14 protein-coding genes are annotated in these 20,568 nt (G+C 56.2%); 2 read left to right on the top strand and 12 right to left on the bottom strand.

Annotated features, from left to right (window positions below):
* Positions 1–194: 194 nt before the first annotated feature.
* The 6 genes from CRP02_RS03700 to CRP02_RS03675 form a co-directional block, all read right to left on the bottom strand.
* Positions 195–1,454 (bottom strand): polysaccharide biosynthesis/export family protein, encoded by a 1,260-nt coding sequence (locus tag CRP02_RS03700; RefSeq protein ID WP_097170313.1) that lies wholly within the window; start codon positions 1,452–1,454, stop codon positions 195–197.
* 3 nt (positions 1,455–1,457) lie between these two features.
* On the bottom strand, positions 1,458–3,620 hold the full coding sequence (locus tag CRP02_RS03695) for a GumC family protein (protein WP_097170312.1): 2,163 nt from the start codon (positions 3,618–3,620) through the stop codon (positions 1,458–1,460).
* A 54-nt stretch (positions 3,621–3,674) separates the two neighbouring features.
* On the bottom strand, positions 3,675–4,385 hold the full coding sequence (locus tag CRP02_RS03690; RefSeq protein ID WP_097170311.1) for a helix-turn-helix transcriptional regulator: 711 nt from the start codon (positions 4,383–4,385) through the stop codon (positions 3,675–3,677).
* An 86-nt stretch (positions 4,386–4,471) separates the two neighbouring features.
* Complete coding sequence (locus CRP02_RS03685; RefSeq protein ID WP_179783930.1) at positions 4,472–5,125, bottom strand: PIG-L deacetylase family protein; 654 nt, start codon at positions 5,123–5,125, stop codon at positions 4,472–4,474.
* Positions 5,122–5,934 (bottom strand): glucose-1-phosphate cytidylyltransferase, encoded by an 813-nt coding sequence (locus tag CRP02_RS03680; protein ID WP_003517634.1) that lies wholly within the window; start codon positions 5,932–5,934, stop codon positions 5,122–5,124. The genes CRP02_RS03685 and CRP02_RS03680 overlap by 4 nt, the downstream gene beginning before the upstream one ends.
* Positions 5,931–7,223, bottom strand: coding sequence for a class I SAM-dependent methyltransferase (locus tag CRP02_RS03675; protein WP_097170309.1), 1,293 nt, complete (start codon positions 7,221–7,223; stop codon positions 5,931–5,933). Before CRP02_RS03675 ends, CRP02_RS03680 begins: the two co-directional genes overlap by 4 nt.
* A 308-nt stretch (positions 7,224–7,531) precedes the next feature.
* On the opposite strand from CRP02_RS03675, the gene rfbC reads away from it, so the two are divergent.
* The gene (rfbC, locus tag CRP02_RS03670; protein ID WP_097100341.1) at positions 7,532–8,059 is read left to right on the top strand and encodes a dTDP-4-dehydrorhamnose 3,5-epimerase; all 528 of its coding nucleotides are present in this window, start codon (positions 7,532–7,534) and stop codon (positions 8,057–8,059) included.
* Between the two features lie 4 nt (positions 8,060–8,063).
* Here rfbC and CRP02_RS03665 read toward each other — a convergent pair whose 3' ends face one another.
* The 4 genes from CRP02_RS03665 to CRP02_RS03650 all read right to left on the bottom strand — a co-directional run bounded on the left by CRP02_RS03665 (position 8,064) and on the right by CRP02_RS03650 (position 12,955).
* Entirely contained in the window at positions 8,064–9,407 is a 1,344-nt protein-coding gene (locus tag CRP02_RS03665) for a DUF4910 domain-containing protein (protein ID WP_097170308.1), read from the bottom strand.
* 13 nt (positions 9,408–9,420) lie between these two features.
* Positions 9,421–10,491, bottom strand: coding sequence for an NAD-dependent epimerase/dehydratase family protein (locus CRP02_RS03660; protein ID WP_003517624.1), 1,071 nt, complete (start codon positions 10,489–10,491; stop codon positions 9,421–9,423).
* 117 nt (positions 10,492–10,608) lie between these two features.
* Positions 10,609–12,012 (bottom strand): glutamate-1-semialdehyde 2,1-aminomutase, encoded by a 1,404-nt coding sequence (locus CRP02_RS03655; protein WP_097170307.1) that lies wholly within the window; start codon positions 12,010–12,012, stop codon positions 10,609–10,611.
* Between the two features lie 214 nt (positions 12,013–12,226).
* Positions 12,227–12,955: a LuxR C-terminal-related transcriptional regulator gene (locus CRP02_RS03650; protein ID WP_003517620.1), complete on the bottom strand. Its 729-nt coding sequence runs from the start codon at positions 12,953–12,955 to the stop codon at positions 12,227–12,229.
* A gap of 786 nt (positions 12,956–13,741) precedes the next feature.
* Between CRP02_RS03650 and CRP02_RS03645 the strand changes: the two genes are divergently transcribed.
* Positions 13,742–18,025, top strand: coding sequence for a CheR family methyltransferase (locus tag CRP02_RS03645; protein WP_097170306.1), 4,284 nt, complete (start codon positions 13,742–13,744; stop codon positions 18,023–18,025).
* 33 nt (positions 18,026–18,058) lie between these two features.
* Here CRP02_RS03645 and CRP02_RS03640 read toward each other — a convergent pair whose 3' ends face one another.
* Both CRP02_RS03640 and CRP02_RS03635 read right to left on the bottom strand, forming a co-directional pair.
* The gene (locus CRP02_RS03640) at positions 18,059–19,018 is read right to left on the bottom strand and encodes a glycosyltransferase family 2 protein (protein ID WP_097170305.1); all 960 of its coding nucleotides are present in this window, start codon (positions 19,016–19,018) and stop codon (positions 18,059–18,061) included.
* On the bottom strand, positions 19,015–20,526 hold the full coding sequence (locus CRP02_RS03635; RefSeq protein WP_097170304.1) for an oligosaccharide flippase family protein: 1,512 nt from the start codon (positions 20,524–20,526) through the stop codon (positions 19,015–19,017). The genes CRP02_RS03640 and CRP02_RS03635 overlap by 4 nt, the downstream gene beginning before the upstream one ends.
* Between the last annotated feature and the right edge of the window lie 42 nt (positions 20,527–20,568).

Raw genomic sequence — 20,568 nt, 5'->3', positions numbered from 1 at the left:
GTTTCTGTTCTCTGGAGGAAATAAGGAGCCTACCGATCGGAACGCCGGCAAGCTCTTTTGATTGGTGCGGGCCTACAAGACTGTTGGAGGGCACTATTCAGGATAGCAAATTGCGAGCTGGAGCTATAGCTCTCCAAAAGCGGTAGCTGCTTTGCAGGGCCGCTCAAGCAGGGGCATCAGAAACGCTCGTCTTTCTAGTTGACGCTTCCTGTGACGACCGCTGCCGAAACCGGATCTCTGCCGGATACCGACAGGCGGACGCGGACGACGTCCCCCGCGCGGACCTGCGTATGCTCGTCCGCAGCTGTTTCGCGATATGTGCCTGCAACCTGACGCACGATGAAGAATTTGGTCTGGATCATGTCCTCAAGGCTGGAAACCCGCCGCGCCGCCGAGCCGATCTCGGCCATGGATTGAAGGCTGAAGGCCAGTTTTTTCTTCAGACGCATGATGTCCAGGGAGGTCTCCCGCAGTTCGGTCGCGGCGTCATTGTGCCTTTTGCTCTTCAGCTCCAGGATACGCCGCTCCACTTCGCTCTTGTTTTGTTGCGCGCGCGCCAGGAACGATGTCGATTCCAGCACCTGCTGGTTCATGGACAGCAGTTCGCGCTTGCGTTCTCTCAGGGCAGATTCGGAGGCTGCACCACGCGTGACAAGTTCCTTCGAGGCGTTGACGTCCATGTCAAGCAACTCAAGTTGCTGGGTGCGCATGACGTTGCTTTTCTGAAGCGTATCTATTTCCTGAATGAAGTTCTGTCGCTGGACCTCGAGGTTGGTCTTTTCGTCCTGCTGCGCCGAGAGGCGAAGGCGAAACAGACTTTTTTCAGATTCTACGATCTTCTCCAGTGCGGTGCGATCCCGGACAAGTCCGATTTCGTCGCCCCTATATTCGAATTCGGTGTCGTTCAGTTCCGCTTCCAGCCGGACGCGCCGGATATCCTGCGACAGGAGTTGCATCGACATATCTTCATATTCCTGCTGGGCAGCGATCAACTGTATGCCCGAGGTATCCCTCTGTGCATTCGATTCGCGCAATCCCCCGCCGAGTGCGAAGAGTTCAAGCACGATCATGCCGGGACGATATTCATATTTTCCCGGCTTCTGGACGTCGCCGACAACGAAGATCGGAGCATACTCCTTGACCGCGACGGCAACGGAGCGGTTTGCCACATGGCTTGCCAGATCTCGGCTGATCCGCGCACCGATTTCGTTCACCGTCTGGTCGACCACGTTGACGTTGCCAAGAAGCGGATAACCTATCGTTCCATCTGCACTGACCGGGAAGAGGCCGGTCAGGCCCGGGTCGCCATAGACGGAGATCGTCAAGACGTCGCCGGTGGCGACCTTGTAGTTGGTGCCATCTGCAGCGGCCGGTAATTGGCAAACGGCCAGAGACAGAAAGGTGGTGCTGACCATCATCAGGGAAAAGCCCTTGGACCTTGTCACGAAACGCATGTTTCACCTCTCACTATGGACGACAGCCGGGGGGCGCAGGCTGGTCGCCCGTTTCCGCAGCTTGAAATGAGTATTCCAGTCCCGGAAAATCCTCGGCCAGACCGGGGGCTGACGCTTTCTCGGGCGTCGTATTCCGTTGAGGATAATGCCCGTAATCGGCCGGCCCGCGACCCGCAGCTTGATGACGGCATTTTTCATGCCCGTGCCATCGGCGACGTCCTGTCGGACTACAAAGGATACGGCGTCAGACAGACTGGCGATCCGCAAAAGGTCGAGGTCATGGGCAACGGATGGGGCCTCGATCAATACCAGTTCGTATCGCTGTCTCGCCTCCGCAATCAGGCCGGCGAAGCGCTTGCTTCCAAGAACAAGATTTGGCGGCAGGTCGCTTTTCTCGGCGACGATGATGTCGACCCCGGAGGCCTGATCGCGTTGCATGACGTCGTCCAGGGACACCTCGCGGCTGACCGCCTGCGCAACATGCAATGTCGATCCCACATCGAATTCCCCCCCGAGAGCCGGGTTCCGCAGATTGGCATCGATCAGCAGCAGATTAACGCCGCTCATGGCAAGAGATCTGGCAAGGTTGGCAATCACGAACGTCTTGCCTTCCCCATCGGCCGAAGAGGTGAAGGCGATCACTTTCGCCTTGCTCTCGGCCAACTGTATGTGGGTCTGAAGGTCGGCAAACGCGCTGTAGAAATCCGCCGCGCCGCTGCTGAATTTCCCGGGCTTGTTCTGGAACTCTCCGAAGGAAATGCGTGGAATGCGCCCGATGACGTTCAGTCCGGTTTTCTGCTGAAGAGACGTGATGGAGCCAACGGACCGGTCCGTAAAGTTCAGGATAAAAGCTGCCGCCAAGCCGGTGCTGCAACCGAGAAGAAGTGCAACCAGACCCCACAGACGCTCGTCAGGACTGGTCGGTTTACGGGACGGCATGGCGCTCGATATGATCCGCGCCTCGGCAGTTGCGATACCGTCCTGTTCGATGGTCTGCTTGTAGCGTGCGAGGTATGTCTCGTAGATCGAGCGGTTCGCTGCTGCTTCCCGGTCAAGTTGCCCGGATTGAACCATTGCCATATCCGTCGTGGAAATGGCGCGTTGCACATCATTGAGGCTGGCCTCGACTTCCTGCCGCTGTTTTTCGTTGACCTCGATCTCGTTGCGCAAGGCAGCGATGATCTGCGCGATCTCTGAATCGATCTGCTTGTTGAGTGAACTGAGCTGGGAGGATAACTGCGGCCGCTCCGGACTCATGACGGCGCCGCTTTCATCGATCTGGGCAATGGCTCTGATGACCCTTGCCTGCTCGGCCCTTAAAAGCTGGATCGATGGTGAGGACAGAACTTCGGTGATCCCGAGCCCATCGCCGCTTTTCTGCAGTTCGAGCGCTGTGGCCAGGCGCGCCCTTGACCCCGCCAGTTTGGCCTGTAGCGTCGTCAGCTCGACATTCAGACTTGAAAGACGCTGCGACTGCAGCGGGAGACCACCGGTGTCTATCAATCCGGATTTTTCGCGAAATTGCGACGCCTGGCGTTCGGACTCCTCGAGTTCCGTCCGCAAACTGACCAGCCGTTCCCCGAGCCACGCGCTCACACGCCGGGTTGCTGTTGTCTGGAGGTCGATCTGATAGTCGATATAGGCTTCCCCGAAAGCATTGGCGACTTTTGCGGCAAGCGCCGGATCGCCGGCATAATAGGAGATGTAAATCGTGTAAGACCGGCCATCATTCATCACACGAACATTGGTCATGAGGTCATCGATCATTTTCGATGTCTCGGCGTCATTGCCAAGCACGATCGCGTCGGTGGTCGCCCGGTCGGATTTGGTTTGCCGCCCTTCGAGCAGGCGATCTTTTTGCAGGATGACGAGAACCCGTTCGGCCATGGACCTCGATCCGATGATATCGAGTTCGGTTCGAAGCACCGGGCTTTCCTGAGGCAGCGGAGACACCACGGATTCGGTGGGGAGCGCCTGGAGCTTGCGGACATCAAGCGCAAGGGTCGCCTCGGCCTTGTAACGGATCGGGGTTCGCGCATAGCCGATTGCCGCGATTGCGAAACTGGCGAGAAAGCAGATGAAGACGGCTCTGCGCCGCTCCCGCAGGATGGATATGAAGCGGGAAATACCTTCCTGCTCACCCGGAGATGATGACGACTGGATCATGACGGTTCCTGCTGTAAGCGGGGCATTCGGTAGCGGTCGGTGACTGGCGTGTGCTTAGCGCTCGTACGCCATGTCACCGATCTTGCAGGCAACTTCCGTGCGGTTGGTTGCCCCAAGCTTCTTCATGATATTGCGGATATGCACCTTGATGGTGCTTTCGCAGAGGTTCAGCTCCAGAGCGATATCCTTGTTCGCCTTTCCGCACCGCAGGGCCTCCGCGATAGCCGATTGACGGCTTGTAAATTTCATCGGCGGTATGGCGGCGTGTGCCGTCAGGCCGAACAGACTTTTCATGTTCATGACGCTGCTGGCCGGTATGAAACGGCCGCCCGCGATTGCAAGACTGATCGCCTGGACGCAGACATCGACGCTGACGGAGCTCGATATATACCCGCGCACGCCAAGAGCGATCGTATCGAGGATGGTATTGATGTCCTGATCGTCGGAGAGCACGACGACGGCGGCCGGCGAAACCGCAGCGACAATCTCCCCAAGCTCGCGGTTCGTCTCTGCCGACGGACCAGGCCAGGCACTGACCAGAACTGCCGCAGGCATGCCGATTTCCGCGCGTGCCTGTTGCCATTCGCCGAGATTGGAGAAGGTCAGGATGCGCCTGTCCGCATATTGATAGTTGAGACTATGGGCGAGGCATTCCCGCTCGAGCATGCGACGATCTATGATGCCGATATAGCCAGCCGCGCTTGATGCGGCCTGCGGATGCGGTGCGCCTTCCGGCGGGTTCTCGGAGATGTGGTTATGGATCATGACGAAAATGCCCCCTGTATTGTTTTTGGTTTCTTTTAATTTCCGAAAAACGTCGATTTCGTACCGTCAACAGGCTTTCGCCTGTTTCAGGCGAACGTCAGCTTTCTAACGGTAAAGGCTTCCGCAAAACGTGTAGGCGCACGGCACTCCATCCCCCGCAGCCGCGCCAGGCCGCGAAAGGTATCCGCATCGAACCAGTCCTTGGATCTCTGCGTTCCAAAATGCTGCAAGAGAAGCTCCACCTTCATGTTCATCGCGTCTTCGCTCAACGGCACGTAGGCGTTTCTTCTGCCGAAATCGCCATCCCATTTTGGGATTTCGTATTCCATGATCAGGTGATTTCTGAAGATGTTGGATGTGAGCCTGTTGATTTCGCGGTGATCCTGATGCGCGTCCTCGCGGCTATGCGTGAATATGACGTCGGGGTTGACTTTGTCGCGCAATGTCAGCAGCCATGACTTGATCTCGCGGCTCTGCGAGGGAAAGTAGCTGTCCTGAAACGATGCCAGCTCAATTGAGTAGGATGCTGCTCTTGCAAGAAAAGCTTCGGCGGAACTGCGTGCCTCCAGGGCCCGCTCGTTGCCGGCACTGAGGACGCACCAATAGACATCAAGCAATACGCCCTTTGAAAGCAGACTGAGGACCGTGCCTCCGACGCCGATCTCAATGTCGTCGGAGTGAGCTCCCAGACAAAGGATCGACAGGCGATCACCGGCGGAGGCGAGGGACATGTTTTTCATGGCAGCAGCTTCGTGTTTGACGACTTGTGTGCCATTGACCCATCGTCTCCAATCCATGGCATGTCACCACGCTCGACCATCGCCTCCAACGTCTGCCAGTCGCGCAGCGTATCCATTGACCGCCAGAAACCCTCGTGTTTGTAGGCCATCAATTTGTCTTCAGAAATCAACCTCGAGAACGGTTCCAGCACGAGTTCTTCACCCTCGCGCATGTAGTCGAAAATTTCCGGCCGCATCAGGAAGTAGCCGCCGTTGATCCACATATCGGATGTTTCCGACGACCGAAATTCCCGGACCCTTCCGCTCTCGTCGATTTCCGCCAGGTGGTAGGTGAGGGGCGGTCTGACAGCCAGGAAACAGGCGAGCTTGTCGCTCTTTTCGAATTGGGCAATCATGTCGTCGAGATCGACGTCGGTCAGGCCGTCGCTATAATTGGCAAGGAACATCTTCTCGCCCTTGAGATGATGACGTACGGCCCAGAGGCGCTCGCCTATATTGCGCCATATCCCCGTATCGATCAGGGATACCCGCCAGTCCCTCGGCAGTTCCTCGAGCAACTCCACGCGTCCGGGGCTTGATATGACGCAGTCGGCATAGCTTTCCGGCCGGCTGTTCAGGAAGAATTCTTTTATGACATGCGCCTTGTAGCCAAGGCAGAGGATGAAGTCCTCATGTCCGAAACGGGCGTAATATTGCATGACATGCCGCATGATCGGTTGAGATCCGAGCGGGATCAGCGGTTTCGGTACGCTTTCGGAATATTCCCTGATGCGGGTACCCCTGCCACCGCAGAACAAGACGACCTTCATTGTACCAACTCCTTCGGATCAATGATGGATATGTCGGGAATTGGAACGATGAATTTCCCGCCCCAATTTCTGATGTCGTTCATTTGTGCAACGATCTCAGTCTTCAGGTTCCAGGGGAGAATGAGAATGTAGTCCGGTTTTATGCGCTGGATTTCGCTGACGGGGCGGATCGGGATATGCATTCCCGGCGTGAGGCGACCATGTTTGTAAGGGTTGCGATCGACTGCAAAATCGATGAAATCGGTGCCGATACCGCAATAATTCAGCAGAGTGTTGCCCTTTCCCGGTGCGCCATAGGCGCAGATCGATTTGCGCATCTCCTTGAGGCGGATGAGGAAAGACAGCAGGTTTCGCTTTGTCTGGCGCACGGCTTCGGAGAAGGCCGTATAAGTCTCTATTCTGTCGAGCCCGGCATTCAGCTCCCGTTCCAGGAGGCTATCCACGCGGGCTTCACGCGGAAAATTGCTGTCCTCGTGCGAGAAAAAGACCCGCAGCGAACCGCCATGTGTGGGGATCTCTTCGACATCGAAAACCTTGAGCCCATGACGGCGCGCCATTTTTTCTATGGTCAGCAATGAGAAGTAGGAAAAGTGCTCGTGATAGATGGTGTCAAACTGGTTCTCTTCGATGAGCTTTTCGATATGCGGGAACTCAAGGGTGATGACGCCTTCAGGCTTGAGCAGGGCTTTCATGCCGGCAACGAAATCGTTGATATCAGGCACCTGTGCGAGGACATTGTTGCCGATGATGAGATCGGCTTTTTGTCCCCTGGCCGCCATATCGATTGCCAGAGCCTCGTTGAAAAATTCCGTGAGTGTCGGAATACCTTTGCCGATCGCCACCTTTGCGACGTTCACCGCCGGTTCAATTCCGAGCATCGGGATGTTGCTGGTCAGGAAATGCTGCAGCAGGTAACCGTCGTTGCTGGCAAGCTCGACAACGAAACTGGATTCGCCAAGCGCGAAGCGCTCGATGACCATGTCGCAGTACCGCTTTGCGTGAGCGACCCAACTGTCCGAGAACGAGGAGAAATACGCGTACTCCGTGAAAATATTCTCGGGCGCTACATATTCCTGAAGCTGGACGAGGAAGCATTCGTCGCAAACGAATGCGTGGAGCGGATAAAACGCCTCGACGTCGTTGGCTGCGTCAGCTGCGACGAAGCTTTCGCAGGGCGGAGACATTCCAAGATCGACGAAGGTATGCACCAATGGCGAGCTGCAAAGACGGCAAAGCCCGACGTGATGCGTCGAGCTCAGTCTTGCAGAAAAAACTGCCTCATTATTCATCTGACGCCCCCCTGATTTCATCGCATTGTCTTCGAGTGAATTTCAGAAAATTCTTTTATTAACTGGAAAAAATACTATGGATCGGGGTGGGTGACGATACTGCATTCGGCTCGAAAACGTCATCCATAAGCCGTAGGGTTATATTGGAATTCGCTAAAATTCGCTTCCGGCGGCTGGTTTCCGCAACCGAAAGGGTGACTTATTTGCCAGCCCGCCTTCAAGGTATGGTGCTGCCTATGGGTGTATTCCGAAGCCGCTGAAATGGCGGAGAATTCTTCTTGAATACGGGGTTGCATCAGGAGCGCCGAATGCTGTTTGAGAAGACGAAAATCGAGGGGCTCTGGGTCGTCAGTACGGTGCCTGTGCGGGACAGTCGCGGCTCTTTTGCCAGGACGTTCTGCAAGCGCGAATTTGAGAGCAACGCGCTGGTATCGGACTTCAGTCAGCACAGCCTTTCTCTATCAAAGCTTAAACACACCGTTCGAGGGCTGCATTTCCAGCGACCGCCGCATCAGGAGACAAAGCTGGTTTCCTGCGTCAAAGGATCGATCTGGGATGTCGCCGTCGATCTGCGCCGCGGCTCGCCGACCTATCTGCAATGGGTTGGCACGGTGCTGTCGGCCGACAATGGCGCGCAGTTCTACATTCCCGAGGGTTTTGCACACGGCTTCCAGTCGCTCAGCGACGACGTTGCTGTGTCCTATCTGATTTCGGTGCCCTATGCCGAGGCAAGTGCGGCAGGGATCCGTTATGACGAGCCCGCGATAGGTGTAGAATGGCCGGCGCCACCCTCGGTCATATCGGAAAAGGACCTCGGTTGGCCCGCTTTGCAATGAAGGTTTAGCGCGTCAGGAAACCGAGGTTCGAGACAAGGCCCGCCTCGAGCAGCCTGCCGGCAGCGCTCGCAATATCGACAAACGGCATTTTAGACCTTTCGGCGATATCCAGTAGCGAGTTGGTTCCATCGGCGAGGTTGAGTATCCATAGATAGGCCATGGTACGGTCGTCATTCGTCTTATGGCCGCCTATCGCAGGAAAAAGCCCGTATTTTCCCAGCTGTGGCTCACCCTTGGGCCGAAGGTTCAACGGCGTCCAGTTTTCTTCGAGAGCATCGATCATGTCCATGATCATCCAAAAGGATGAGTCGAGATGTTTGGGCTCGATGAAGTCGAGATTGTCGGCCGAGGTGTGGTATTCCGGAAAGGTTCCGAAAGCGCTTCTCTGCAGCAGTCCGACCGGCAGGTTGAAGCCCGGCGAACAGAATTGGCGCTCGTCATAGCCGTAGGGAATGAAGTCGGCGATTGCCAGATGTTTGCGATCCTCTCCGCAGCGGGTGCAGGCGGCGATCCGGTCGACCAGTGCATCTCCCCTGCGGCTACGCTTGTAGTTCGGCGCGCCCCCGTCACCAATGCATGAGACTACAAGACCATGCGCAATTTTCGATATCCCGTCTTCGTTCTGCGCAAGCCATGACAGGGAGCCGATCGTTCCGGGTGCGAAGACGAACCTGTAGCTGTAATATGTGGACCTGCTTTTCAGGCCTGCAGCAAGACACGTCAGCAATGCCAGGCCGGAACAATTGTCGTTTGCGAGCGACGGGTGACAGATATGCGCGAAGAGAAGCACCTCTTTGGTGCTTTGTCCGATATGCAGATATTCGCCGTAATACAGATTGCCTGACGCCTTTTCGGTGTCGATGACGACTTCATAGTCGCCTTCCTCTAGCTTGAGGAATTCATGATGCGACATGCAAAAGCCCCAGGCATCCGTGTAATAGGCTGTTTTGTAAGGAATGAGATCGGGTTGTGCCGGCAAGGTGTAGATATGCGCTTGCAGTTCGGCCAGCGGCATCATGCGACGTTGAGGGATGCTGTAGCTCATGAGATGCAGGTTCGACATTTGAAAATCGATCACCTTGCGTCCCGCCGCGTTCTTCACATAGGCGTCCCGGACGTTCCATTCCTGGGGCACCGTCCAGTCGAAAACCCGCGTCCCGCTTGGGACGGCGCGCTGCTCGATATCGATATAGTCTTTAAGGATATCGATTGTGTCGCGCACGCCTTTGCCGGTGATGCTGCGACAGATCGGAAAGAGGCGGGAAGCCAGATCATGAATAGTCTGGCCGATACCTGCCTCTCTCCATGCATCACCTGTCAGCTTTGCACCAGGCTCCATCTTGCCCATCCGGGCCTCCTGTTTAAACCGATGCCGCAATATCGGCGTTCTGGCGCGGCGCGGCCATGGGGCGGCGCAGGTTGATGTCGATATCCTTGTCCCCGATCAGCTTCTGGAGTTGGCCGATCCGCTGATAGTGCGGTCCCTCGAATTCGGCCATTGTCAGGCCGGCGCTCTTGTAGGCCCGGTAGAGTTGCTCGGCACCTGCGGCCGCCGTCCATGTCGGTTTGAACGCCGGAAGCGCACGGGCGATCTTGCCAAAATCGACGCGGTAGGAACGGGTATCGGGGCTTGCATCGCTCGCATATTGCAGCCGGCATCCGGGCACCGTGAGAGCGACGATTTCGGCAATCTCCCGGATCTGATAGTTGTGCGCATCCTGTCCGACGTTGAAAGCCTGATTGTGTATGGCATCGGTCGGCGCTTCGAGCGCAGCCAGAAAGGCCCGCGAAATATCCTCGATGTGAACGATTGGGCGCCATGGCGATCCGTCGGATTTCAGGAGGATCAGTCCTTCCGTCACCGCCCAAGCGGTCAGGTTGTTGAGTACGATATCGAAACGCAGCATGGGCGAAAGGCCATATGCTGTTGCCGGACGCATATAGACCGGTGAGAAGCCGGGGCTCGCGAGGCTTGCAATCTCCCGCTCCGCCAAGACCTTCGACGTGCCGTAGGCCGATACCGGTTTCAGCTCGGCCGTCTCGTTGACCAGTCCTTCGCCAGCGGCGCCGTAGTTGCTGCACGACGAGGCGAAGATGAAACGCTTGACGCCTGCCTGCTTTGCGGCTCGCGCTGCCCGAACGCTGCCGCGGTAATTGATCTCATAGGTAATTTCCGGATTGAGATTGCTCAGCGGATCGTTGGACAGCGCCGCAAGATGAATGACAGCGTCGAAACCTTCCATATCCGAAGGCTGGATATCGCGGATGTCCTTGCATACGCCGGGGACCTGCGGCAAAGGTCCGCCTGGAACATAAGCGCAGCGATGGTAGAATTCAGTGTCATAACCGTGTACTTCGTGACCCGCCTTGCGTAGGATGGGTACCATGACGGAGCCGATGTATCCGCGATGCCCGGTGACTAGAACGTGCATGAAATTTCCCCTCAAAATCTGTTTTCGATCGCAACGAGCGTATCTTTTCAGGCTAGATCGATGCACCGCGCAAAGCGGCTGTATCGATAATGCGAACGGTCTAGGTGCCCCGGCCGGTTAAGGCTTTCGGATGCTTTCCGATAATTCGGGCATGTCGGCCATGACCAACCCATGGCTGGCCTGATGCTGCGCGTTGCCGTTGAAACGCCGGAAGACGACATCGGATGGGCGTCCTGTCAGGAATTTGTCGACGCCGTATTCCAGCGCTTTACGGTAGACGACGAGCGCTCCATCGATGGCGTCGAGCGTTTTGGCTATATCCTCGTCCTCATGCGTGTAGCTTACAACGAGAGACGGTGCGAGAAGGCCCCGACGGATGGTTTCCTGCAGAAACAGCGAGCGAAAAGCCTGAGACGGCTTTCCGGTCTGGTCCAGCGTGAAGTAGCTGAGGCAGGCGGAATGGCCCTGGATGCCGAAGTAGGAATCGAGCCCGTGCGCAATTGCGATCTGGCTGATGGCGGCGCGCAGCGAATTTCCCTGTCGGACGAGATGTGAGACCACGGGTTCCTGCGTGTAAACCTTCATGGTTGCGATGGCCGCCGCCATCGCATGCGTTTCCGCGCCATGCGTCGTCGAAAGCAGGAAGACGCGGGGGGCATCGGTTTGATCGATACCGCCTCGTTCCATGAACTCACGCTTGCCGGCAAGTGCGGAAATCGAAAAGCCATTGCCCAGCGCTTTGCCGAAACAGGATAGATCGGGGACGATATCGTATGTCTTCTGCGCTCCACCAGCATCCCAGCGGAAGCCGGTGATCATTTCGTCGAGAATAAAAAGCGCGCCGTTTTCGTGGCAAAGATTCTGGAGTTTGTGAAGAAACTGGTCCCGAGGCGGATCACCGCGCGACGGCTCCAGAATGAAGGCGGCTATGCGCCCTGGAAAGCGGTCAAACAGACTGCGCGCACTCGCCAGATCATTATAGCTGAAGCCAAGGACCAGATTCTGGATCGCCTGAGGAATGCCCGCATTCATCTCCGTTGTTCCGATGAACCAGTCGTCGGTGGAGAAAAAGGGGTGGTCGCTGCAGCGCGCGATCAGGTCACGGCCGGTAACAGCCCGTGCAAGTCGTATCGCGGCGGATGTCGCATCGGAACCGTTCTTGCAGAATTTGACCATTTCGGCCGTCTGGATCGTATCGAGAAAGGTCGATGCGCAATCCACCTCGATCTTTGACGGGCGCGTGAAATTGCAGCCGCGGTATAGTTCCGCACGCGCCGCCTCTACGACGTCGGCATAGGCATGGCCAAGGCCGACAGCCCTGTTGCCCATGCCGTACTCGATATATTCATTTCCATCGACATCCCAGACATGACAGCCATATCCCCTTTCAATGAAGCCGGGAGACAGGACAGGGTACTGGTCGTCACCCTTTGCATAGGTATGTGCGCCGCCCGGTATGATGTTGCGGGAGCGCAGGCGCAGTCGATCCGAGTTTTCGAAATTTTCGACGAAAGTTTGCATAGCGAAATCCCGGGTCCATATGTCCAATGACCAGAGATTACCGTATCCGGCTCGGTGGCCGTTACCCCGTCTTTATGCTTGGAATGCTAGCCGAAAGGCTTAGAGGAGATGTACAACCTTCTTGTCATAATCGCTCCGATGCGTTTGCATCGTGCGGGGCCCGACACCCGCAGGCAATTATGTTTTTACAACAGGTTCACTGCACGACACATGACTAGTTTTTGAAGAGATCGGATATTTTAAAGATCACTTCCGTTCTGTTTTTGGCGTCGACTTTCTTCATGATATTGCGAATATGTACCTTTACGGTGCTTTCACGAAGATTGAGTTCATAAGCGATGATCTTGTTTGGCTTGCCTTGCGTCAAGGCGTTGATGACATCGACCTCACGTTGGGTGAACATGGCCGTGCGCTGACGTTCCTTGTCTTCCGCAACCACGAGCAACTGCCTGAGATCGCTCAGATTTTCAGCTGATACGAAAGCGCCGCCCGCCAATGCAAGTGAGATGGCGCCCACGCACACCGCCAGTCCTATCGACGAGGAGATGTATCCACGAACTCCCGCGTCGAACGCCCTCATGACCTGACGCAGATCGCGGTTTTCCGCAAGAATGACGACCGGCAGATAAGGGAAGTCGGCAATGAATTCCCGCAACTCATGGAGGGATACGTCATCGCAAAAATCGCTGCGACCGACGTTGACCAGGATGCCGCTATGCTGGCCGTTTGGAGCATGTCTCCAGTCGTCGAGTGATGAAAACAACTCGACTTCCATATCAAGGCCGTATGCGATCAGGCTCTGAGCCAGACACTCACGATCGAGCGCGCGGTCGTCGATGATCGCCAGCTTTCTGACCGAAGTTTCCATAGGTTTCGAATGCGCAACCACATGGAAATTTGATGAGAATTGGCTATGTCCGTTGTTGGGAACTGATGTCAGCATGTTATGTCCTATCCGCGCTAAAGAGTGCTTTGCGGATCTGTCTGGCTTGGCAGAGACGCAACCGAAGAGTTTCTTTCTAAGATTCGGCACAACGGACGTTTGAGGTAATGCAACCCGAAACGCCGTCATCAATCAGAACTTCGGAAGCGACTCTGTTGCGGTCTGGATTTTTCGGAATTTAAAATCGGCCAGAAATCAACAGACGTGGCACTACCCGAATTTCGACTCCGGCATCCTACAATGGAGTATCGCAACTGGAAAAGGTTCGGAAATTACTCACTTTTGATTGAGATTTCGACGTGGCGTTCAATCTGGCATGATGTGGGCAGACAACCAGACACGGCAGATTTGTTGAAATATAATTCTTTCAGGCCATCATCATGTTTTGCGCGACACCACTAACTATAATGGATGAATTATAATCGCGGCCGGATTGATTTATCATCCTCCATTCGTGCTTTTGTTCGCGATGTCAGCAACTTATGCGTGTTAATCGCATTTTGAAATTGCACCTCGCGACAATCGGACGCGCTGCACCCCGCATGTGACGGGGCTTGGTGACTATGTATCCCTGACGAATGATCTCAAGGCCTTGATGGCTGCTTTCAAGACTTGTTGACCCACAACGCCTGACGCTTCGTAAGGGTCGATCTCTATTTGGAATGCGCGTCAATTTTAACGAGAGTGAATATGGCGGAACGCGGCGCGGATAGTAACAAGGTTCCTTCTACTTTCGAGGTAGACACCGGTCCGATGTCCGGATCACAGGAAGCAAGTCCTGTTAGGATGTTCCCGATTGTCGGCGTCGGAGCTTCATCGGGAGGACTGAATGCGTTCAGAGCCCTGCTCAAAGCGTTGCCTGAAAAAACCGGCTGTGCGTTTCTTCTCGTTCAGCATCTTGACCGGTCGCATGAAAGCATGCTCGCAGAACTTCTGGCGAGCGAAACGAATATGGTCGTAACGGAGGCTGTCAACCTTGCCTTGATAGAGCCCGAGCACGTCTACGTCATTCCACCAAAATTCCTGATGTCGGTTGACGGAGGAAGGATATATCTGTCGCCCCGGCGGGAACTGCATGAGGCACCTCTGCCGTTTGATTTTCTCCTGGGTTCTATGGCCAAGGAATTTGGACCGTGGGCGATAGCAGCTGTCCTGTCCGGCACAGGGTCCGATGGCTCATCCGGCGTCCAGCAGATCAGGGATTTCAAGGGACTTGTTCTGGTCCAGGAGCCTCAAGAGGCACAGTTTGGCGGCATGCCCGAAAGTGTTATTTCGCTGGGCATTGGCGCTACGGTTTTACCGGTCGAAGAGATGCCTGCGGCCATAGCCAAACATATTGCGCTGTTGTCGCGGCTTCGAGCCGATCACTCGATGGTGCGCCGAATGCCCCAGCTGGGCCGGATCATCGAGATATTGAGGGTTTCCACCGCGAATGATTTTTCGGCCTATAAACATGGAACGATGCAGCGCCGTGTCGAAAAACGCATTGCGGTTCTCGGTATCGAGATCGAGGAGATTGACCGATATCTTGAGATGCTCGAAAACAGCGAAGAAGAGCGGCAAAATCTCGTCAGGGATCTTCTGATCAACGTCACCAGCTTCTTCCGCGACGGGAAGGTGTTCGACTTTCTACGCGACACCATTATTCCGGATATTCTCCACGCAAAAGCGGCTCACGGAGCAGTGCGGGTCTGGGTCGCTGGATGCAGCACGGGGGAAGAAGCATATTCTCTGGCTATTCTCTTCCTCGAGCTCATTCAGTCCATGGGCCTTCGTCTCCAGTTTCAGATGTTTGCCTCGGACGCCGATGGCGAGGCGGTCGCAATTGCCAGAGACGGACATTATTCACATGAGGCGACCAAATCGCTGCCGACGGACTTGCTGGAAAAATATTTCGTAAGGGATGACAACGGATACACCGTGACGGCGCAACTGCGTGGGGCGGTGGTATTCACCGTGCAGAATGTCCTGAGCGACCCACCGTTCTCACGGATCGATCTGATTTCATGCCGCAACTTGTTGATTTACCTTGAAGCGGACGCCCAAGCCAAGGTTTTGTCGCTTTTCAGGTTCGCCTTGCGGGAGAACGGCATTTTACTGGTCGGAAAATCCGAAACCGTTGGCGGAATGGATGACCGTTTCAAGCTGATTTCGGAAACCGAACGGGTATATCGGCGTATCGGGCCGCCGGTTTTCGGTGATCTTAATTTCGGCGTGGCTCCGGGTGGAAATGTCAGAATTCCCTCTTCGCTAGGAAAGGTGACTTCAGCGTCGAGGCACAGTGCGCTTGCCGACGCGGTTGCCCAGGTTCTGCTGGGTAGCTACGTGCCCGCCGCGATCCTCGTCAATCGAAAGTATGAATATCTTTACTCCATCGGCCCGACAGCAAGGTTCCTGCGGATCGCTTCAGGCCCGGCATCGCATGATCTGTTCGCCATGACACCGAAGGCGATCCATAATAAGATCAGGTCTGCGATCCACCGTGCGACCCGGGATCAGAAGCCATTCGTAGCCAAGAATGCAAAACTCGACAGCAACGGCGCGCATATCGAGTTCAGCATTCACGTCGAACCGCTGTTCAGTCAGGGTGAAGAGCTGTTCCTCATATGTTTCGTGGAAGATGCTGCGCAGGCCAACAGGGTTGTCCGATCGCAGAAATCATCGACGACAGATGCGTCGCCCATTACCGAGCTGGAATTCGAACTGGAGGAGACACGGGCGGAATTGCAGGGCGCCATACGCAATCTGGAAATTGCCAGCGAAGAACAGAAGCAGATCACCGCCGAAGCACTGTCTCTGAATGAAGAGTATCAGTCGACGAATGAGGAACTCGTTACTTCGAAAGAGGAGCTGCAATCCCTCAATGAAGAGCTGACAGCCCTCAACAATCAATTGCACGAAGCACTGGAGCGTCAGCGTGCAGTTTCCAACGATCTGCAAAACGTCTTGTACAGCACCGATGTCCCGACGCTCTTTCTGGATGCCAGTCTTCGTATACGGTTTTTCACACCAGCCACCCGGTCAGTATTCAAGATTATATCGTCCGATGTCGGCCGCCCCCTATCGGACCTTAGCGGCTTTGACGGCGACATTACGCTTCAAGCCGATGCGATGGCGACCCTCCAGGACGGCAATACAATCGACAGGGAGATAGGAGGACCTGACGGCCGCTGGTATGTCCGCCGCATCAAACCCTATCGCGGCGAGAGCGAGACCGTCGACGGGGTCGTTATCACATTCATCGATATGAGCGCCCAGAAACAGGTTGCGGAAAGCAGGGAAGCTGCAAAGAAATCCGCCGAGCGGGCGACTGAGGCAAAGTCGCAGTTCCTGTCTGCGGCAAGCCACGATCTGCGTCAGCCGCTGCAAACCTTGAAGCTGTTGCAGGGGCTTTTGGAAAAGAGCGTGGGCGAAGGCCAGGCGCGCACTTTCGTTCAGAGGATGGAGGAGACGCTGTCGTCGATGTTGGGAATACTCAACTCCGTTCTCGACATCAACCAGATCGAAGCGGGTATGGTGGAACCTCAGATCGTGAGCTTTGCAATAGGCGATCTTCTGGGAAGGCTCTTCAAGGAATTTTACTATCCCTCTCAGGCCGCCGGGCTGCAACTCCATGTCGTGCCGTCCAGCCTTGCCGTTCGCACCGATCCGCGTCTGTTCGAGCAGATCGTTCGCAACCTTCTGTCCAATGCGCTGAAATATACGACGAGCGGCAAAATTCTGGTCGGTTGTCGCCGGCGCGGTACGAAGGTTCGCTTCGAAGTGTGGGACACTGGCATCGGCATTCCCGAAAACCATATCGAGGATGTTTTTCAGGAATACCTCCAGCTCGATGCGCCTGCTGGAACGGAAGACCGTGGTTTGGGGCTGGGATTGTCGATCGTCAAGCGGCTCAGCGAGCTTCTCGAACTGAGGGTAGTAGTGCAGTCACGACTGCATAAAGGTTCGGCATTCATGATCGAGATCGATCATGCACCGGCAGGTGAGCCGCTTGTACCACTTCCTGCGCCAGTGGATGACCATTCGAACCAAGCGGCTGCCCTGTCGTGGGCGTCGGTTCTGATCATAGAAGACGAAAACGGCATGCGTGATCTGCTCAAGATGGGACTTGAGCAGACTGGATATGTGGTGGCTGCGACCTCTACGGCTGCTGAGGCACTCGCGATTGTTCGAGGATTGCTGTTCACGCCCGACGTCATTCTCGCAGACTACAATCTCCCTACCGGCGGGAATGGCATAGCTGCGATTGGAGATATCCGGCAAGCACTCCGCCGAAATGTTCCGGCGCTCATTCTCACAGGCGATATTTCAAGCAAGGCCCTGAGGGCTTTTGCACAGCACGAAATTCCGTATCTGCACAAGCCGGCGAAACTCAAGGACGTCGTGCAGGTCGTCGAGACCCTGGTTGTTCGCCAAACCGACGAGAGGGTAGTGCACATAAGCGAACCCGAATACATGAGGCCGATGACGGGTCGGCTCATCGAAGTCATCGACGACCAACAGGACATCAGGGACAATTTGCGCGCTCTTTTCGAAGGAGAAGGCTGGACGGTTGCAACCTATGTATCGGCAGAAGAGTATCTTGCAGATTACCAGCCGGAAAGATCAGGTTGTCTGCTTGTCGATGCGTATCTGCCGGGCATGGTCGGCATGGAGTTGCTGCGTTTGCTGAAAGAAAAACATCATCGGTTTCCGGTGATTGTGATCACGGGTCGCAGCGATGTCCGTATGGCAATCAATGCGATGCGATATGGAGCGGCCGATTTCATCGAGAAGCCGTTTTCTTACCAGGAAATATATCGGAGCGTGCAATCGGCCCTCGAGCGATCGCGTGATGCAAACGAGCGCGAAGAGCGGCGTGAAACGGCTCGTGCCACGCTGGCGACGCTTACTCGCAAGCAACGCCAGATCCTTGACCTGATTGTTCAGGGGCAGGCCAACAAGGTTATTGCAGCCGATTTGAAGCTTAGTCAGCGCACTGTCGAGAACCATCGCGCATCAATCATGCGCCGAACGAAATCCGCTTCGTTGCCGGCGCTGTTGCGGCTTGTCCTGAATGCCGAAGAATAGGCCGTCATCATCGAAAATTTGGCCGGTCGATCACTATCGGCGGGCGATAGCTGCGCGAATGCGATGCAACGCATCAGGTCGGCGCACAAGATAACTCACCGGTGGCAGAAACGCTGAAGCGGGTCTCAGGCGGAAAGCCTGTGCGAGAAGGGCACCCGCGCCGGGCCGGCGCCGGACCAGATTGGAAAGCGCGCACCAATAGGCGCGGTCGCTCAGGCTCGCGCGACCGCGCCTTAGCAGTGTTTGGGCATCGGCAAGCAAAGCCCCTTCATTGCCAAAGAAGCTTTCGAGCGCGGCTTCGATTTCGGTATTCCAGGCAAGCACGTTATCAAGGATGGCGGATTGGTTCGCACCGTGGATACGGGTGAAATTCTGCACGGCATCAAGTTCGACGATATCGCCCAGTACCGCGAGCCGCATCCACATCTCGACATCGTCGGTATGGCGCAGTGCTGGCCGATAATGACCGGCATGTTGTTGAATGTGCGTCCTGGTAACGGCGAGTGGGCCCGGCACCGGGCTGCGTCCCGTCGCGCAGATTCTGGCGATGAAGTCCATGCCGCGATGAAGGTGCATGCCATCGGCATCGCTGCGAAATCCTGATGGTATATCGGCATCGTCACGGAAGAAGGCGGTGCGGCCGAACACCATATTCGCGCCGGGGTGATTGTCGAGCGCCTCCATTGCGCGCGCGAGTGCTCCAGGCGACAGGACATCGTCGGCGCAGATGATGGCGAAATAGTCCGCCCGAGCCCAATCGATGCCTTCGTTGAAAGACGCGTGACCGCCGAGGTTCCTTGGGCGCAGGCTCGTTTCGATACGGGGATTTGCTGCCGCGAGAGACCGGGCGATCGCGACACTGTCGTCTGTGGAGGCGTTGTCTATGATGAGGATACGCATGTCCGGGATGTTCTGGCCAAGGACGCTTTCTACGCATCCCTCCAGAAAGCGACCGTAATTGTAGTTGGGGATGACGATATCGATGCTGCTCATGGTTCCACCGCTGCGGGAACGACGGTGTCGGGAATGGAAGCCGACGCAGGAGGTTTTCCGACCCTGCGCAGACGCCCGGCAAAAGCATCGAGCGTCGAACGTATTTCGCTGACGAGTGGATGACGCAGAAGAAACAGGCAAACGGCCCAGCCTGTCACCGAAAGCAGGACGGCGCCGCCAGCCTGGGCGAGGGAGTAATCGAAGCGGAATCCCATCCAGGCAGATATGGCGAGCGGCCCCACAATCGCGGCAAGGGTCACGGCGGCACTCGGCCCGATGGCTGCGAACAGTTCGGGTAATTTGAAGTGCGCATGGCGTCTGACGAGATAGAAGGCGACGAGCATCTGGAAGGGCAGCGTGACGAACTGGCTCAGCGCTACCGCGGTGAGGCCGAAGAAGCTGGCAGAGCAGAGCACAATTGCCGAGACGCTGCGGCAGACGAAATTGCCTAGAAAAGCCTCCCGGTTGGCGTTGAGAGCGATCAGCAGCGGCGTTGTCAAAACCATGGGAAACCAGAAGATCGACGCAAGCGCGAGAATCCGGGTGATCGGTACGGCGGCGAGCCATTGGTCTCCAAGTGCAAGGCGCACGATGGGATCGGCGAGAATGGCCACCATGATCAGCGACGGCCAATACAGCACGGTGATGTAACTGAGGGCGCGCAGGTAGGACCTGCGGACGTCTCCACCTTCGCGAACTTCGGCGGCGAGCGCCGGGAAGGCGAAGGAAAAGATTGCCGAGAGGAAAATGCGATCGGGAATGGAGCAAACGGTATTGGCGCGATTATAGATCGCGACCGCTGTCGGTGTCATGGCAAAGCCGAGCACCAGTTGCGGCAGGGACTCGTATAATTTGTCAACGATGGTTGCAGCGCCCCTGTAACGGCCGAATTCGGCCATACGGCGCCACGACTTGAGCGAAAGGCGTGCTGTACGCTGGGCCGGATCGGCATAGGCGGCAAGGGCGCTGGCAACGCTGTTGCCGACGAGCAGGCCGAGCGCGAAGCTGACGAAGCCCCATCCATTGCTGGCAGCGAAGATCGTCACGACAGCCATAGCCACGAGGCCGATGGTTCGGACGCGTGCGATGGTGCCGAATGCCAGCCGTCGACGCAGCATTGAAAACGCCGGCATGCCCAGGCTTTCGGCCATGACGGCGGCAATTGCGAGGATAAGATAATGCTGGAGACCGGGCTGGTGGTAGAAAATCGCCAGATAGGGTCCGCATAGATAGAGAACGATCCCGAGAATGCCGCTGACGAGGAGCAAGAGTGTAAGCGACGTGTTGATGTCATCGCGTTCAACGACATCGAGCTGAATGAGGAAATCGGACGAAACGAATTCGCGAAAGGCGAAGATCACCGACGTGACCCCGTAGCCGATGACGGCAAAGCCAACTTCCGCCGGCGACAATAGTCTCGATACGATCGCGATCAGAGCGAGATTGATCGCAATTCCGAGGTGCTGTTCCAGCATGGCCATGAAAAAGGCGCGGCGGACTTTGTGCATCGAGGGCTCCGACAGCGTCGCCGATAATCGACGGTAGCGTCA

Source organism: Rhizobium sp. AN5 (assembly GCF_900215255.1).
GTDB lineage: Bacteria > Pseudomonadota > Alphaproteobacteria > Rhizobiales > Rhizobiaceae > Agrobacterium > Agrobacterium tumefaciens.
The sequence above is the reverse complement of the archived record's forward strand: the minus strand, read 5'-3'. Positions and strand labels throughout refer to the sequence as shown.